Origin of the sequence: Caballeronia cordobensis, from assembly GCF_001544575.2 — a bacterium.
Taxonomy (GTDB): Bacteria; Pseudomonadota; Gammaproteobacteria; order Burkholderiales; family Burkholderiaceae; genus Caballeronia; species Caballeronia cordobensis.
The window spans coordinates 663,871-679,470 of the sequence record NZ_FCNY02000001.1; the positions used below are offsets into that span (position 1 = coordinate 663,871).

General features: G+C 61.5%; 15 protein-coding genes. All 15 read left to right on the forward strand.

Going from position 1 to position 15,600, the window contains the following annotated elements:
* The first annotated feature begins 189 nt into the window (after positions 1-189).
* The 15 genes from AWB70_RS03125 to AWB70_RS03195 all read left to right on the forward strand — a co-directional run bounded on the left by AWB70_RS03125 (position 190) and on the right by AWB70_RS03195 (position 15,548).
* Complete coding sequence (locus AWB70_RS03125; RefSeq protein WP_053567190.1) at positions 190-1,368, forward strand: ABC transporter substrate-binding protein; 1,179 nt, start codon at positions 190-192, stop codon at positions 1,366-1,368.
* A 288-nt stretch (positions 1,369-1,656) separates the two neighbouring features.
* Positions 1,657-2,823, forward strand: coding sequence for an ABC transporter substrate-binding protein (locus tag AWB70_RS03130; RefSeq protein ID WP_053567189.1), 1,167 nt, complete (start codon positions 1,657-1,659; stop codon positions 2,821-2,823).
* 97 nt (positions 2,824-2,920) lie between these two features.
* Positions 2,921-3,964, forward strand: coding sequence for a branched-chain amino acid ABC transporter permease (locus tag AWB70_RS03135; protein WP_014192689.1), 1,044 nt, complete (start codon positions 2,921-2,923; stop codon positions 3,962-3,964).
* A 4-nt stretch (positions 3,965-3,968) separates the two neighbouring features.
* The gene (locus AWB70_RS03140; RefSeq protein ID WP_053567188.1) at positions 3,969-5,741 is read left to right on the forward strand and encodes a branched-chain amino acid ABC transporter ATP-binding protein/permease; all 1,773 of its coding nucleotides are present in this window, start codon (positions 3,969-3,971) and stop codon (positions 5,739-5,741) included.
* Positions 5,741-6,508, forward strand: coding sequence for an ABC transporter ATP-binding protein (locus AWB70_RS03145; protein WP_053567187.1), 768 nt, complete (start codon positions 5,741-5,743; stop codon positions 6,506-6,508). Before AWB70_RS03140 ends, AWB70_RS03145 begins: the two co-directional genes overlap by 1 nt.
* A gap of 157 nt (positions 6,509-6,665) precedes the next feature.
* Positions 6,666-8,630: a tRNA uridine-5-carboxymethylaminomethyl(34) synthesis enzyme MnmG gene (mnmG, locus tag AWB70_RS03150; RefSeq protein WP_053567186.1), complete on the forward strand. Its 1,965-nt coding sequence runs from the start codon at positions 6,666-6,668 to the stop codon at positions 8,628-8,630.
* Positions 8,627-9,292: a 16S rRNA (guanine(527)-N(7))-methyltransferase RsmG gene (gene rsmG / locus AWB70_RS03155; RefSeq protein WP_053567185.1), complete on the forward strand. Its 666-nt coding sequence runs from the start codon at positions 8,627-8,629 to the stop codon at positions 9,290-9,292. Before mnmG ends, rsmG begins: the two co-directional genes overlap by 4 nt.
* Positions 9,293-9,369: 77 nt before the next feature.
* On the forward strand, positions 9,370-10,149 hold the full coding sequence (locus AWB70_RS03160) for a ParA family protein (RefSeq protein ID WP_014192684.1): 780 nt from the start codon (positions 9,370-9,372) through the stop codon (positions 10,147-10,149).
* A gap of 45 nt (positions 10,150-10,194) precedes the next feature.
* Positions 10,195-11,097, forward strand: coding sequence for a ParB/RepB/Spo0J family partition protein (locus tag AWB70_RS03165; RefSeq protein WP_053567184.1), 903 nt, complete (start codon positions 10,195-10,197; stop codon positions 11,095-11,097).
* Between the two features lie 12 nt (positions 11,098-11,109).
* The gene (locus AWB70_RS03170) at positions 11,110-12,246 is read left to right on the forward strand and encodes an SLC13 family permease (protein ID WP_053567183.1); all 1,137 of its coding nucleotides are present in this window, start codon (positions 11,110-11,112) and stop codon (positions 12,244-12,246) included.
* Between the two features lie 211 nt (positions 12,247-12,457).
* Positions 12,458-13,003 carry an ATP synthase subunit I gene (locus AWB70_RS03175; RefSeq protein WP_014192681.1) on the forward strand — a complete coding sequence of 182 codons (546 nt, stop codon included), beginning with the start codon at positions 12,458-12,460 and terminating at the stop codon, positions 13,001-13,003.
* 177 nt (positions 13,004-13,180) lie between these two features.
* Positions 13,181-14,032 carry a F0F1 ATP synthase subunit A gene (atpB, locus tag AWB70_RS03180; RefSeq protein WP_014192680.1) on the forward strand — a complete coding sequence of 284 codons (852 nt, stop codon included), beginning with the start codon at positions 13,181-13,183 and terminating at the stop codon, positions 14,030-14,032.
* 95 nt (positions 14,033-14,127) lie between these two features.
* On the forward strand, positions 14,128-14,397 hold the full coding sequence (gene atpE / locus AWB70_RS03185) for a F0F1 ATP synthase subunit C (RefSeq protein ID WP_007180033.1): 270 nt from the start codon (positions 14,128-14,130) through the stop codon (positions 14,395-14,397).
* 135 nt (positions 14,398-14,532) lie between these two features.
* The gene (locus AWB70_RS03190; RefSeq protein WP_008352476.1) at positions 14,533-15,003 is read left to right on the forward strand and encodes a F0F1 ATP synthase subunit B; all 471 of its coding nucleotides are present in this window, start codon (positions 14,533-14,535) and stop codon (positions 15,001-15,003) included.
* A gap of 2 nt (positions 15,004-15,005) precedes the next feature.
* Positions 15,006-15,548 (forward strand): F0F1 ATP synthase subunit delta, encoded by a 543-nt coding sequence (locus AWB70_RS03195; RefSeq protein ID WP_014192678.1) that lies wholly within the window; start codon positions 15,006-15,008, stop codon positions 15,546-15,548.
* Positions 15,549-15,600 lie beyond the last annotated feature (52 nt).

Sequence of the window (15,600 nt, forward strand, 5' to 3'; positions counted from 1 at the left end):
AGCGAAAACACAACGCCGAAGCACGCCTGAAACCCTTCAAAATGCTTGCTGCCCGGTGCGTCAGTCCGCTAAACTGCATTTCCCGACCCATTGGTCGGCGATTCGTTTCGAGTGCGGATCAGGCGTGAATCACAGGCATTTTCGCAAGCGGTCCATCAAGCAAGAACACGATTTACGGGGCGCAAATCAATGAAGTTGGCTTTACGCGGTAAGACGGTCGCAATGGCCGTCGCGGGTCTGTGTGTCAGTTTCTCGGCGGCATTCAGCAATCAGGTCATGGCGCAAGTGAAAATCGGCGTAACGGTCTCGGCAACGGGTCCGGCGGCGTCGCTCGGCATTCCGGAAAAGAACACGGTCGCATTGCTGCCGAAGGAAATCGCGGGGCAGAAGGTGGAATACATCGTCCTCGACGACGCCACCGATTCCACGCAAGCCGTGAAAAACGCGCGCAAGCTGACGAGCGAAGATCACGTCGATGCGCTCGTCGGCTCGACCGTCGTGCCGAACTCGCTCGCGATGATCGACATCGCCGCCGAAACGCACACGCCGATGCTCTCGATGGCCGCGGCCGCGAGCATTGTCGAACCGATGGATAGCAAGCGCGCGTGGGTCTTCAAGACGCCGCAGAACGACATTCTCATGGCTACCGCGATCGCGCAGCACATGTCGAATCACGGCGTGAAGACGGTCGCGTTCATCGGCTTTTCCGACGCCTACGGCGAGAGCTGGTTCAAGGAATTCTCGAAAGCGGCCGATCTTGCGAAGCTGAAGGTCGTCGCGAACGAGCGCTTTGCGCGCAACGACGCATCGGTCACGGGCCAGGTGCTCAAGATGATGTCGCAGAACGCGGATGCGGTGCTGATCGCGGGCGCGGGCACGCCGGCGGCGCTGCCGCAGAAGACGCTCAAGGAGCGCGGCTACAAGGGCAAGATCTATCAGACGCACGGCGTCGCCAATAACGATTTTCTGCGCGTGTGCGGCAAGGATTGCGAAGGCACGTTCCTGCCCGCCGGGCCGCTTCTGGTCGCGGAGCAGTTGCCCGACAGCAACCCCGTGAAGCAGGCCGCGCTCACGTACAAGAAGGCGTACGAGGGCGCGTATGGCGCGGGTTCGGTCTCCACGTTCGGCGGTCACGCGTGGGACGCGGGCCTCATCCTCCAGCGCGCGATTCCCCTCGCGCTGAAGAAGGGCCAGCCCGGCACGCCCGCATTCCGCGAAGCGTTGCGCGCGGCGATCGAAGAGACGAAGAATCTGCCCGCGTCGCACGGCATCTTCAACATGAGCGCGGGCGATCACGCAGGACTCGACCAGCGCGCGCGCGTGATGGTGGAGATCGTCGGCGGCAAGTGGAAGCTCTCGGGCAACTGACGGCAACCGTATGTGAACCGATTCGGAAGCCAAAGGCGCGTTGCAAGATAACGCGCCTTTTTTTCTGTGCTTCGCAGTGAAAGAAGGGCGGCGAAAGAAGAGGGCGCGAAGCCACGCATGCAGCCGCGCAACAGTCAGGGAAATCCACCCTTGGCACGCAGTGACGCGGTACATAGATTGGGGCGGCCTTCGATTCTCACCCGAAGGCTCGCATCGATAACAGCTCGCAGCAGCGCACCGCACGGGTGCGTGTTGGCATAACAAGCAAGTCGCGTTTGGAGACAAGCAATGAACACGAAGAAGGCATGGATGAGGACCGGCATCGCGCTCGCCGTCGCGGGCAGCATGTTCGCAGGCGCGGCGTTCGCGCAAGTGAAGATCGGCGTGACGCTTTCGGCGACGGGACCGGCCGCATCGCTCGGGATTCCCGAGAAAAATACCGTCGCGCTGTTGCCGAAGGAAATCGGCGGGAAGTCGGTCGAATGGATCGTGCTCGATGACGGTTCGGACACGAGCCGCGCCGTGCAGAACACGCGCAAGCTGATCGACGAAGACAAGGTCGATGCGATCGTCGGCTCGACCGTCACGCCCAACTCGCTCGCGATGATCGATCCGGCCGCCGCGGGCAAGACGCCGATGATCTCGATGGCCGCATCGGCCGCCATCATCTCGCCGATGGACGCGAAGAAGGCCTGGGTCTTCAAGACGCCGCAGAACGACGCGCTGATGGCCGACGCGATCGCAAGCTACATGGAGAAGCACGGCGTGAAGACGGTGGGTTTCATCGGCTTCGCGGATGCCTACGGCGACGGCTGGTACAACGTGTTCAACACGGCGGCGGCAGCGCACAAGCTGAAGATCCTCACGAACGAGCGCTTTAACCGCACGGACACGTCCGTCACGGGCCAGGTACTGAAGACGATGGGCGCGAACCCCGACGCGGTGCTGATCGCGGGCGCGGGCACGCCGTCCGCGCTGCCGGCCAAGGCGCTGAAAGAGCGCGGCTACAAGGGCAAGGTGTATCAGACGCACGGCGTCGCCAACAACGACTTCCTGCGCGTGTGCGGCAAGGATTGCGAGGGCGAGATTCTGCCCGCGGGTCCGGTGCTCGTGACCGAGCAATTGCCGGCGAGCAATCCGGTGAAGAAGTCGTCGGCGGCCTACAAGGACGCGTATGAGAAGGCGTATGGCGCGGGCTCGCTGTCGACGTTCGGCGGCCATGCCTGGGACGCGGGCCAGATGCTTCAGCGCGCGATTCCCGAAGCGCTCAAGAAAGGGCAGCCGGGTACGCCGGAATTCCGCGAGGCGCTGCGCGCCGCGCTGGAAAACCTGAAGGATCTGCCGGTGTCGCACGGCATCATGAACACGACGCCGACCGATCACAACGGCTTCGACGATCGCGCCCGCGTGATGGTGCAGATCGTCGACGGCAAGTGGAAGCTGCTGAACGACTGATCTTCGCAAGACGCATTTCGCTTATTTTCAAGACAGACGGCGCACCGGCAACGGCGCGCCGTTTGCCCATGTTTCACCGAAGCTCCGAAGAGGAAGTATGGACTTATCGATTGCGGCGATCCTCGCGCAGGACGGGATCACCACGGGCGCGATCTACGCCTTGCTCGCGCTCGCTCTGGTGCTCGTGTTCTCCGTGACACGCGTCATTTTCATTCCGCAGGGCGAGTTCGTCGCGTACGGCGCGCTCACGCTGGCCGCGCTGCAAACGCAGAAGCTGCCCGCGACCTGTTATCTGCTCATCGCGATGGGAGTGGGCTGCTTCGTCGCCGAGACGTTCGGCGTCGTGCGTGGTCGGGCGAGCGTGCGCTCGCTGCCAGTGCTGGCGGGCAAATATCTGCTGTTTCCCGTCGCTGTGTGGGGCATCACGCAGGCGGCGTTCGCGCAGCCCTTGCCGATGATCGCGCAGATCGCGCTGACGCTCCTGATCGTCGTGCCGATGGGACCGTTCGTCTACCGGCTCGCCTATGAGCCGATCGCGGAGGCGAGCACGCTGCTGCTGCTGATCGTCGCGGTGGCGGTGCACTTCGCGATGGTCGGCCTCGGGCTCGTGATGTTCGGCGCGGAAGGCTCGCGCACGACCGCCTTCTCCGACGCCACGTTCAATCTCGGCGATGTGTCGATCTCGGGACAGAGCTTGTGGGTCGTCGGCACGGCTGTCGTGCTGATCGTCGCGCTGTACTTCTATTTCGATCGCTCCATCTCCGGCAAGGCGTTGCGCGCGACCTCGGTGAACCGGCTGGGCGCGCGGCTCGTGGGCATCGGCACGACGCAGGCGGGACGCCTCGCGTTCACGCTTGCTGCGGGGCTCGGCGCGCTCTGCGGCGTGCTCGTGGCGCCGATCACGACCATCTACTACGACTCGGGCTTTCTGATCGGCCTGAAGGGCTTCGTGGGCGCGATCGTCGGCGGTCTGGTGAGCTATCCGCTCGCGGCGGCGGGGTCGCTGCTGGTGGGTCTGCTCGAATCGTATTCGTCGTTCTGGGCGAGTGCATACAAGGAGGTGATCGTCTTCACCCTGATCATTCCGGTCTTGCTGTGGCGAAGTCTCGCGAGCCCGCATTCGGATGAGGACGAGGAGTAAGCCGATGAAATTCCGTTCTTTCTGGATCTTCCTGCTGATCGTTTTCGCGCTTCCTGTGCTGCCGGGGCCGGTCGCCGTGCCCGAGTACTGGATCACGCTGCTCAACTACATCGGCCTGTATTCCATCGTTGCGATAGGGCTCGTGCTGCTCACGGGCATCGGCGGCATGACGAGCTTCGGGCAGGCTGCGTTCGTCGGCGTGGGCGCTTATGCGACGGCCTTCCTGACGACGCGCTATGGCGTCTCGCCGTGGCTCGCGCTGATTGCGGGCGTCGTGCTGACGGCGTTCATCGCGCTGCTGCTCGGACTCATCACGATGCGTCTGTCGGGACACTTTTTGCCGCTCGGGACGATCGCGTGGGGGCTGTCGCTGTTCTATCTGTTCGGCAATATGGAACTGCTCGGCAAGTACGACGGGATCAACGGCATTCCCGTGCTCAATCTGTTCGGCTGGGAGCTGGAATCGGGCCGCAGCATCTATTACCTGATCTGGGTCGTGGTGCTGCTCGCGGTGGTGTCTGTTCAGAACCTGCTTAATAGTCGGCCCGGACGAGCGATTCGCGCACTGCGCGGCGGCGGCACGATGGCCGAAGCGATGGGCGTTAATACCGCCTGGATGCGCGTGGTCATTTTCATCTACGCGGCGGTTCTCGCGGCCATTTCGGGCTTCCTGTACGCGCATTTGCAGCGCGCGGTGAACCCGACGCCGTTCGGGTTGAATCATGGCATCGAGTTCCTGTTCATGGCCGTGGTCGGCGGGGTATCGCATGTCTGGGGTGCGATTCTCGGCGCGACTATCCTCACCGTTCTGCAGGATTATCTGCAGACGCTGCTGCCGAAGCTGATTGGCGCGAACGGTAATTTTGAGATCATCGTTTTCGGCGTCGTGATGGTGCTGCTGCTGCAATATGCGCGGCAGGGCGTCTGGCCGTTCGTCGCCCGTATTTTCCCGCGTGGGCCGCGTGCTCACGTGCCGGATCATGGCGACGCGCTGCCGCAGCGCAGCAAACCGGCGGCAGGCGAGCGCTTGCTCGTCGTCGAAAAGGCGCGCAAGCAGTTCGGCGGACTCGTCGCGGTGAATGATGTGAGCTTCGAAGTGAAGGCGGGGGAGATCATTGGCCTGATCGGGCCGAACGGCGCGGGCAAGTCCACGACGTTCAACCTCGTAACCGGCGTGCTTCAGGCGACGAGCGGGGAAATCAGTTTCCACGGCGAACGCATCGAGAAGCTGACGTCGCGCGAGATCGTGAAGCGCGGCATCGGACGGACGTTTCAGCACGTCAAGATGCTTCCGGGCATGACCGTGCTGGAGAACGTCGCGATCGGTGCGCATTTGCGTGGGAGCACGGGGGTGTGGCGCAGCATCGCCCGTTTGAATGCGCCGGAGGAAGCGCGTCTCATGTCCGAGGCGGCGAAACAGATCGCACGCGTCGGTCTGGAGAAGCATATCTATAGCGAGGCGGGCAGTCTCGCGCTCGGCCAGCAACGCATTATGGAGATCGCGCGTGCCCTGTGCTGCGATCCGACGCTCCTTCTGCTCGATGAACCGGCCGCCGGCTTGCGCTATCAGGAGAAGGTGCAACTCGCCGACCTACTGCGGAAACTTCGCGCCGAAGGGATGAGTATTTTGCTGGTCGAACATGACATGGACTTCGTCATGAATCTGACGGATCGACTCGTTGTGATGGAGTTCGGCACGAAGATCGCGGAGGGTCTGCCGAAGGACGTTCAGAAAGATCCGGCGGTTCTCGAAGCGTATCTGGGCGGGGTGGAATGATGGCGAAAGAAACGAACGCGGTGCAGGACGCAATCCTGGAGGTGCAAGGGCTGTCGGTGCGTTACGGCAAGGTCGAAGCATTGCACGACGGCAAACTTACGGTCGGCGCGGGGCAGATCGTCTCGGTGATCGGGCCGAACGGCGCAGGCAAGTCGACACTGCTCAATGCGATCATGGGCGCGTTGCCGCAAATCGGCCACGCGAAGGGCCTCGTTCGCTATCTCGGCGAGGATGTGTCCGCGCTGCCGATCGAACGCCGGGTGTCACGCGGAATGTGCCTCGTCCCTGAAAAGCGCGAGCTATTTTCGACGATGGCAGTGGAGGATAACCTCGTACTTGGCGCTTATCGACGGAAGAAGGCGGGCGACCGTAATTTCCTGGATCAACTGGATCACGTCTTCGAACTGTTCCCCCGCCTGAAGGAGCGACGCAAACAGGCGGCGGGCACGCTCTCCGGTGGCGAGCGTCAAATGCTCGCAGTGGGTCGCGCGTTGATGGGCAAGCCGCAATTGCTCATGCTGGACGAGCCGAGCTTGGGCCTCGCGCCGCTGATCGTGAAGGAGATCTTCCATATCATCAGCGCGCTCCGTCAGACAGGTGTCGCGACATTGCTGATCGAGCAGAACGCGCGCGCTGCTTTGCAGATCTCCGACTACGGCTATGTGCTGGAAACGGGGGAATTCGCTCTGGAGGGCAACGCAGATGCGCTCCAGCACAACCCTCAAGTGATCGAAACCTATCTTGGTCTGACGAAAAAGGTCGCATAAAACGCTCTAGACGTCCCCTCAAAATGGCGTGTTTCACGTGAAACACGCCATTTTTTTCGTCCTTAGTCGATCGGTCGAATTCGGGGCTAGGAAGAAACCGTTATAATTCAAAGCTATTCTCTCTTCAGGTTCGTGTCGTTCGCACACGAAATCTCCAATGCTTTATCCCACAGAATTTGATGTGATCGTCGTTGGTGGCGGTCACGCAGGCACTGAGGCCGCGCTTGCCTCCGCGCGCATGGGCTGCAAAACGCTGCTTTTGACCCACAACATCGAGACGCTGGGCCAAATGAGCTGCAATCCGTCCATCGGCGGAATCGGAAAAGGTCATCTGGTTAAAGAGGTCGATGCGCTCGGCGGTGCCATGGCCGCGGCTACCGATGAATCCGGCATCCAGTTCCGTATCCTGAATTCGTCGAAGGGCCCTGCGGTGCGGGCGACGCGCGCACAGGCGGATCGGCTGCTCTATAAGCAAGCGATCCGTTATCGGCTCGAAAATCAGCCCAATTTGTGGCTCTTCCAGCAGGCCGTCGATGACCTGATGGTCGAGGGCGACCGCGTCGTCGGAGCCGTGACACAAGTCGGCCTGCGCTTCCGGTCGCGGGCTGTCGTGCTGACGGCGGGTACTTTCCTGGACGGCAAGATTCACGTCGGCCTGAATAATTACGTCGGCGGACGAGCGGGCGATCCCGCTGCCGTGTCGCTTTCCGCGCGGCTGAAGGAGTTGAAGCTGCCTCAAGGCCGCCTCAAAACGGGCACGCCACCACGAATCGACGGCCGCACGATCGATTTCTCGAAGCTCGAAGAGCAGCCGGGCGACCTCGATCCGGTGCCGGTGTTCTCCTTCTTGGGTCGGGTAGAGCAGCATCCGCGTCAGATGCCGTGCTGGGTCACGCATACGAATGCGCGGACGCACGACATCATCCGCTCTGGTTTGGACCGCTCGCCGATGTACACAGGCGTGATCGAGGGCGTTGGGCCGCGCTACTGCCCGTCGATCGAGGACAAGATTCATCGTTTTGCGTCGAAAGATGCGCATCAGATCTTCCTGGAACCGGAAGGGCTGACGACGAATGAGTTCTATCCGAACGGCATCTCGACGAGCCTTCCGTTCGACGTGCAGCTTGAGCTTGTCCGATCGATGAACGGTCTGGAACACGCGCACATTCTTCGTCCCGGATACGCAATCGAGTATGACTATTTCGACCCGCGCGCTTTGAAGGCGTCGCTGGAGACGAAGGCGATCAACGGCCTGTTCTTCGCCGGTCAGATTAACGGCACGACGGGCTACGAAGAAGCGGCTGCGCAGGGCCTTCTGGCGGGCATCAATGCGGGCTTGCAGGTTCAAGGGAAGGAGGCATGGTCGCCGCGTCGCGATCAGGCCTATCTGGGCGTGCTCGTGGACGATCTCGTCACGCGGGGCGTGTCCGAGCCGTATCGCATGTTCACGAGTCGCGCCGAATATCGTCTTTCGCTGCGTGAAGACAATGCGGATATGCGTCTGACGGAGATCGGGCGCGAACTCGGCGTGGTCGACGATGTGCGTTGGGACGCCTTCAGCCGCAAACGCGATGCTGTTTCACGTGAAACACAGCGTCTGCGTTCTACGTGGGTAAATCCGAAGACCTTGCCCGCCGAAGAAGCAACTGCGCTGCTGGGCAAGCCAATCGACCACGAATACAGCCTTGCGGATTTGCTCCGTCGCCCTTGCATCTCGTATGACGGCGTCTGCGCGCTGCGTGAAGGCGCGTGCGGCCCCGAAGCACCGCTCGCAGACGATCCCGTGCTGCTGGAACAGATCAAGGAACAGATCGAGATTGGTGTGAAGTATCAGGGCTACATCGATCGTCAGGCGGACGAAATCGTGCGAAACGGCGCGCAGGAAAACACGCGCTTGCCCGAGGGTCTCGACTATAACGACGTTCGCGGCTTGTCCTTCGAGGCACGCCAAAAGTTGATCCAGCACCGTCCTGAGACGGTCGGCCAGGCATCGCGCATTTCGGGCATCACGCCGGCCGCAATCTCGCTGCTGATGGTGCATCTGAAGCGAGGCGCGGGGCGTCGCGGCCGCAATGCGGCAGCCGATGAGTCAGCAACCGGCAACACGACGACGGCTCAATGATCGACCGCAATTCAACTCTTGCGACGACGCTCGAAAAGGGCGTCGACGCGCTCGAACTGGCGCTGACATCTGCGCAGACGCAAAAACTGCTCGATTACGTCGCGCTGCTTGGCAAATGGAACGGCGTCTATAACCTGACGGCGATCCGCGATCCCAATCAGATGGTGATCCAGCACATTCTGGATTCGCTGGCGATCGTGCCGATAGTCGCGGGCCGCCATCCACGAACTGCGCTGGATGTCGGCTCGGGAGGCGGCTTGCCCGGCATCGTCTTGGCGATCGTGCTGCCCGAGTTGCGTGTCACGTTGAACGATATCGTTCACAAGAAAACCGCATTTCAATCGCAGGCGAAGGTGCAGTTAGGTCTGAGCAATTTGTCGATCGTGACCGGCCGCGTCGAGAATCTGCGTCCTGGCGTCGAAGTGCCGGAAAAATTCGATGTAATCGTGTCGCGCGCATTCGCAGAGCTCTCCGATTTCGTTACACTTTCGCGTCATCTGGTTGCGAACGATGGACGGATTCTGGCGATGAAAGGCGTCAAGCCCGATGCCGAAATCGCCCGTCTCCCCGCAGGTGCGACGGTGCTTGGGACCGAACGACTGAATGTGCCGATGCTCGACGCGGAGCGGCATCTCGTTGAAATTGCCGTCGCGCCAGACTGACGGCCCGCCGTACAGTTTCCATCCGACATTCCAGGCACGCTGATCTTCTGACAGCGAGAAAACAAGGACACTAAACGATGGCAAAAATCTTCTGCGTCGCAAATCAGAAGGGCGGCGTTGGAAAGACCACGACAGCGGTCAATCTCGCGGCCAGCCTTGCGGGGCTCGATCAGCGCGTGCTGCTGATCGACCTGGATCCGCAGGGTAACGCGACGATGGGCAGCGGCATCGACAAGTCGGCGTGCGAGAACACCGTCTATGAAGTGCTTGTCGATGGCGTCACATTGTCAGAGGCCCGCACGCGCCCGTCGGCGGTCGGATACGACGTGCTGCCGGCCAATCGCGAACTCGCGGGTGCCGAGGTCGAACTGGTCCAGATGGAGCATCGCGAGCGCATTCTGCGCACCGCGCTCGCCGAAGTAGTCGATGACTATGACTTCGTGCTGATCGATTGCCCGCCGGCGCTCTCGTTGCTGACGCTCAATGCGTTGTGCGCGGCGCACGGCGTCATCATTCCGATGCAGTGCGAATACTTCGCGCTTGAAGGTCTGTCGGATCTCGTGAATACGATCAAGCAGGTCCACGCGAACCTGAACCGCGATCTGAAGGTCATCGGCCTGTTGCGCGTGATGTTCGATCCGCGCATCACCTTGCAGCAACAGGTGTCCGATCAATTGAAGGAACATTTCGGCAGCAAGCTGTTCGATGTGGTGATCCCGCGCAATGTGCGTCTGGCCGAGGCGCCGAGCTACGGGCTGCCGGGGGTCGTATTCGACAAGTCTTCGCGTGGCGCGCAGGCTTACATCCAATTCGGCACTGAGATGATGGAGCGCGTGCGTGCGCTCGAGGTCAGCTAAGCCAACCTATTCGATGCGGCAAGGAACGCCGACGGAGGAACCGAAATGAGCGCTGTAATGAAGAAGAAAGGTTTGGGCCGAGGTCTGGACGCATTGCTCGGCGGCAGCGTCGATATTACGGAAGCCGTCCGCGGCGAGGGTACGCCTTCGGTGCTATCGCTCGACAAATTGCAGGCCGGCAAGTATCAGCCGCGCACGCGCATGGACGAAGGCGCGCTTCAGGAGCTCGCAGCGAGCATCCGCGCGCAAGGCCTCATGCAGCCGATCCTGGTGCGCTCGGTGGGCGACGATCGCTACGAAATCATCGCGGGCGAGCGACGTTTCCGCGCCGCGCGCCTGGCCGGTCTCGACGAAGTGCCCGTGCTCGTGAAAAACGTGCCGGATCAGGCAGCCGCCGCGATGGCGCTGATCGAAAATATCCAGCGCGAGGATCTCAACCCGCTGGAAGAGGCGCAGGGCATCCAGCGCCTGCTCGACGAATTCAGTTTCACGCACGAGCAGGCTGCTGAATCCGTCGGGCGCTCGCGCAGCGCCGTATCGAACCTGCTGCGCCTCCTGAACCTCGCGACGCCCGTCCAGACGATGCTGCTCGCGGGCGATCTCGACATGGGCCACGCGCGCGCACTCCTGGCCGTCGATGCCGCGACGCAAATCCAGCTCGCCAACCACGTCGTGAATCGCCGCCTGTCGGTGCGTGAAACCGAACGCCTCGTCGCCGCGACGACCAAGGAAGCGCCCGCCACCAAAGCGCGCGTGGCGAACGATGGTGGCCGCGATACGCGCCGGCTGGAAGAAGAACTGTCGGATCTGCTGTCGGCGAACGTGAAAATCAAACTGGGCGGAAGAGGGCGCGGCAAGGTGCTGATCGACTTCGGCAATCTGGACGCGCTCGAAGGCATTCTGACGAAGCTGCGCGGCAGCATCGAAACGCCCACGCCCACCGCTTGACCTGAGCATCGCTTGTCCGAATACAACATCAATCGTCCGCGGACCGATCTGTTCGCGCGACTCTGGCGAGCCGTCTCCCGGGAGCCGGTTCTGTCCATTCTCGTCGTCGCGCTCATCGTGCTGCAAATCGCGCATCCGCGGCCGTGGATGTCGTTGCCCGGTCTCGTCGACTGGCAGACGGTGCTCACGCTCGCCGGACTCCTGATCGTCACCAAGGCGATCGAATTATCAGGATTCCTGATGTGGGCCGCGCATCGGCTCGTGCATCACATTCACGGCGAGCGCACGCTCGCGCTGCTGCTCGTTGCGCTGGCGGCGGGCCTTTCCACCGTGCTGACCAACGATGTCGCGCTCTTTGCCGTCGTGCCGCTCACGTTATCGCTGCATAAGCTCGCGCCGCTGCCCATCAAGCGGCTCGTCATCGTGATTGCGCTGGCGGTCAATGCGGGCTCGGTGCTGACGCCTCTCGGCAATCCGCAGAACCTCTTTCTCTGGCAGACGAGCGGCGTCGGATTTCCCGCCTTCGTCTGGACGCTGCTGCCGCTGTGCGCCGCGTTGATGGCGCTGCTCGGCGTCGTCACGTTCGCGATGTTTCGCGCCGCGCCGCTCGATCTGTCGGGCGATGTGGAAGAACATCGCGTCGATCGCGTGTTGTGCGGCGTGAGTGTGCTGGCATTCGCGATATTCGTCGCGCTCGCCGATGCGCATCACGCCGGCCCCGCGCTCGCCGTGCTCGCGCTCGTTTTCCTGCTGTGGCGTCGCGAGGTCGTGTTCAAGATCGACTGGCTGCTGCTGCTCATCTTTGTGTTGATGTTCATCGTGCTGCGTAGCGCGGCCGCGCTGCCGTCCATCCACGCGGCGATCGCGCATATCGGCGTCGGCACGCCGGTGCGCGCCTATGCGGCCGGCGCCGTACTTTCGCAAGCCATCAGCAACGTGCCCGCCGCGATCGTTCTCGCGGAGTTTTCCAAGGATTGGCGCGCGCTCGCGTTCGGCGTGAGCGTCGGCGGCTTCGGCCTGGCGATCGGCTCGCTGGCCAATCTCATCGCCGTGCGGCTGTCCGGCGAAAAGGGTATGTGGATGCCGTTCCACATCGTGTCGATACCGTTCTGGATCGTGGCGATGATCATCGGTTGGGTGCTCGTCTGAGGCGTTCCGAGGTCCTCTACATCAACTGAGAATCTCCTTGCAATTGCAAGAAAAGTCTCGCTTTCGAGACCGATTTTTAAGGTTCGTCCGCTTGGCTTTTGACACACCTAAACTATTGAATCCGTGACAACAATCGCTTACAATCGCCCGGATTTATCAGCTAGGCCACCTCGAAAGCGCTGCGAAAGCGCAGGGTGATTTCCCCGGACTTTTGGTTGAAGGTTTGAAGACGGTGCGAGAGGAAAATCGAGCGCCGAACGCTCACGCAACCGGCAATGCGAAGGCCTCCGGAAATCAGCCGCGCAGCTCGTCGAGCGAGTCGTGGGACGCCGAAGCGCAAGATAACAATATCGTTCCGCTCACGCGGGATCAGGCACAGAAGCTGTTTGGGCCCGAGGTGAGTCGTCCATCGCGTGTCACGCCGTATAAGGTGGTGGCAGCGCAAATGGTTTTGTCCCTGGGTGCGACGCTGTTGTGGTGGCTGTTCTACAAGCCGCCGGGCGATGCTGCGCTGTCCGCGTTCCTGGGGGGCGCAATCTGCTGGGTGCCGAGCGCGTTGTTCGCCGCGCGCCTGAAGGCAAAGAGCGGCGCGGAGACGATCATGAGCTGGATGATCGGCGAGGCGATCAAGATGGGAGCGACGATTGCCATGTTCGTGGCCGTCGCGTACTGGTACAAAAGCGCGTTGTGGCTGCCGTTGCTCGTCACGTACATCGTCGCTTTGAAGACTTACTGGGTTGCAATGGCGCTTCGGTGACGATTCTTGACGTCCCAGGTAAGTGCCTGCAGCACGGGTTGCAAGTAGCATCACATATGAACAGGTGCGGACCATGCTCCGCACTCGGGCCTCCCGGTCCGGAGCCGCGACGCGAAGCGCCGGCTCGGACCTGACAGGCGGCGAAAGATTTTTGACAATTTGGGTGGCTTTAACGATATGGCAGCTAGCGAAGGAACGCACGCTCTGGATCCGTCCGAGTACATTGCGCACCACTTACAGAATCTTTCCACTCACGCGCAGACGTCGATTTTCGATATCCACGTCTGGAATCTCGACACGCTGTTCTGGTCGATCGTGTGCGGTCTCCTCACCATTCTGATTCTCGGTCTTGCCGCACGCAAGGCGACGTCCGGCGTGCCCGGCCGTTTCCAGTGCGCAATCGAGATGCTGGTCGAGATGGTCGAAGACCAGTCGAAGTCGATGATCCACGGCAGCCGCCGCTTCATCGCTCCGCTCGCACTGACCGTGTTCGTCTGGGTCGCCCTGATGAACTCGCTCGACTTCATCCCCGTCGATCTGCCTGGCCGCATCATCGGCTGGCTGGGTCTCGAGAACGTGCTCCCGCATCATCGCATCGTGCCGACGGCCGACCTGAACGGCACCATCGGCATCGCGCTCGGCGTGTTCGTGCTGATGATCTACTACAACTTCAAGATCAAGGGCGCCGGCGGCTTCGTGCATGAACTGCTGTCCGCTCCGTTCGGCGCGCATCCGCTGCTGTGGATTCCGAACCTCGCGCTGAACATCATCGAGTTCGTCGCCAAGACGGTTTCGCTCGGCATGCGGCTTTTCGGCAACATGTACGCCGGCGAACTGCTGTTCCTCCTGATCGCCCTCTTGGGCAGCATGTGGACCTTCGGTGCGGACGCATCCGTGCTCGGTTTCATCGGCCATATTGTTGCGGGCACGGTTTGGGCGATCTTCCACATTCTGATCGTGCTGTTGCAGGCGTTCATTTTCATGATGCTGACGCTGGTGTACATCGGCCAGGCCCATGACTCGCACTGACGCTTCGCGGCAGTTCCGGGATCGTTAAGGTTCAAAGGTTTCAAGTTTCAATTTTTATAAATCCAGTTCCAAAGTCTTTAATCAAAGGAGTGATCATGCAAGCTTTCATCGCCAACATCCAAGGTCTGACCGCCATCGGTATCGGCATCATCATCGGCCTGGGTGCAATCGGCGCCTGTATCGGTATCGGCCTGATGGGCGGCAAGTACATCGAAGCGTGCGCCCGCCAGCCGGAACTGATGAACCCGCTGCAGACCAAGATGTTCCTGCTGGCTGGTCTGATCGACGCGGCGTTCCTGATCGGCGTTGGTGTGGCAATGCTGTTTGCGTTCGCGAACCCGCTGCTCTCGAAGCTCGCAGGCTGAGGTTCCTCGGAAGTGCGCGCCTGATCTTTTGACAGGACGCAAAACGGAACGGGTGAGGCGCTGATCGAGCTCAACAAGCCGATGAGCGCCTTTTAACCGTTTCACCTCCGATCAAGCAACGTTTAAGGAAACACCGTGAATCTCAACGCAACCCTGTTTGCGCAAATGGTCGTGTTTCTGATCCTCGCGTGGTTCACGATGAAGTTCGTGTGGCCGCCGTTGATCAACGCCCTCGACGAGCGCTCGAAGAAGATTGCCGACGGCCTCGCCGCCGCCGACAAGGGCAAAGCGGAACTCGAAGCAGCGCACAAGCGCGTCGACCAGGAGCTCGCCCAAGCACGCAACGACGGCCAGCAACGCATCGCCGACGCTGAAAAGCGCGCGGCCGCAGTCGCAGAAGAAATCAAGGCCAACGCGCAAGCCGAAGCCGCGCGCATCGTCGCGCAAGCCAAGGCCGACGCCGACCAGCAAATCGTGAAGGCTCGCGAAGCGCTGCGTGGCGAAGTCGCCGCGCTCGCCGTGAAAGGCGCAGAGCAGATTCTGAAGCGCGAAGTCGATCAGAAGGCTCACGCCGATCTGCTGAATCAACTCAAAACCGAGCTCTGATCATGGCCGAACTTGCAACCATCGCTCGTCCTTACGCAGAAGCGCTGTTCCGCGTGGCCGAAACCGGCGATCTCGCGGGCTGGTCCACCTTCGTCGAGGAGCTGGCACAGGTTGCGCGTCTGCCCGAAGTGGAATCGGTCGCTTCGAGCCCGAAGGTGAACCGTCAGCAGATCGTCGATCTCCTGCTCGCCGCAGTGAAGTCGCCGCTCGCGCAGAGCAACGCGCAGGCGAAGAACTTCGTCGGCATGCTGGTCGAGAACCATCGACTGCCGCTGCTGCAAGAAATCGCCATCCAGTTCGACGAGCTGAAAAACGCCCGTGAAGGTGCTGCCGACGCTCATATCGTGAGCGCGTTTCCCCTCGAAGGCGAACAGTTGAACGACCTCGTTGCAAGCCTCGAACGCAAGTTCAAGCGCAAGCTGAAAGCGATCGTTTCCGTCGATCAGTCGCTGATCGGCGGCGTTCGCGTAACGGTTGGCGACGAAGTGCTCGATACCTCGGTCCGCGCGCGCCTTGCCAGCATGCAGACGGCTCTGACCGCCTGACGCTTCAAAGAAGCGCCTAGCTGGCACGCAACAGAATTGACTATCAGGAGCG

Bases quoted from the DNA above. Each gene is read 5' to 3' on its own strand.
- mnmG (WP_053567186.1), top strand. From the start codon at position 6,666: ATGCTTTATCCCACAGAATTTGATGTGATCGTCGTTGGTGGCGGTCAC.
- AWB70_RS03165 (WP_053567184.1), top strand. From the start codon at position 10,195: ATGAGCGCTGTAATGAAGAAGAAAGGTTTGGGCCGAGGTCTGGACGCA.
- AWB70_RS03140 (WP_053567188.1), top strand. From the start codon at position 3,969: ATGAAATTCCGTTCTTTCTGGATCTTCCTGCTGATCGTTTTCGCGCTT.
- AWB70_RS03195 (WP_014192678.1), top strand. From the start codon at position 15,006: ATGGCCGAACTTGCAACCATCGCTCGTCCTTACGCAGAAGCGCTGTTC.
- AWB70_RS03125 (WP_053567190.1), top strand. From the start codon at position 190: ATGAAGTTGGCTTTACGCGGTAAGACGGTCGCAATGGCCGTCGCGGGT.
- atpB (WP_014192680.1), top strand. From the start codon at position 13,181: ATGGCAGCTAGCGAAGGAACGCACGCTCTGGATCCGTCCGAGTACATT.
- rsmG (WP_053567185.1), top strand. From the start codon at position 8,627: ATGATCGACCGCAATTCAACTCTTGCGACGACGCTCGAAAAGGGCGTC.
- AWB70_RS03130 (WP_053567189.1), top strand. From the start codon at position 1,657: ATGAACACGAAGAAGGCATGGATGAGGACCGGCATCGCGCTCGCCGTC.
- AWB70_RS03135 (WP_014192689.1), top strand. From the start codon at position 2,921: ATGGACTTATCGATTGCGGCGATCCTCGCGCAGGACGGGATCACCACG.
- AWB70_RS03145 (WP_053567187.1), top strand. From the start codon at position 5,741: ATGGCGAAAGAAACGAACGCGGTGCAGGACGCAATCCTGGAGGTGCAA.
- AWB70_RS03160 (WP_014192684.1), top strand. From the start codon at position 9,370: ATGGCAAAAATCTTCTGCGTCGCAAATCAGAAGGGCGGCGTTGGAAAG.
- atpE (WP_007180033.1), top strand. From the start codon at position 14,128: ATGCAAGCTTTCATCGCCAACATCCAAGGTCTGACCGCCATCGGTATC.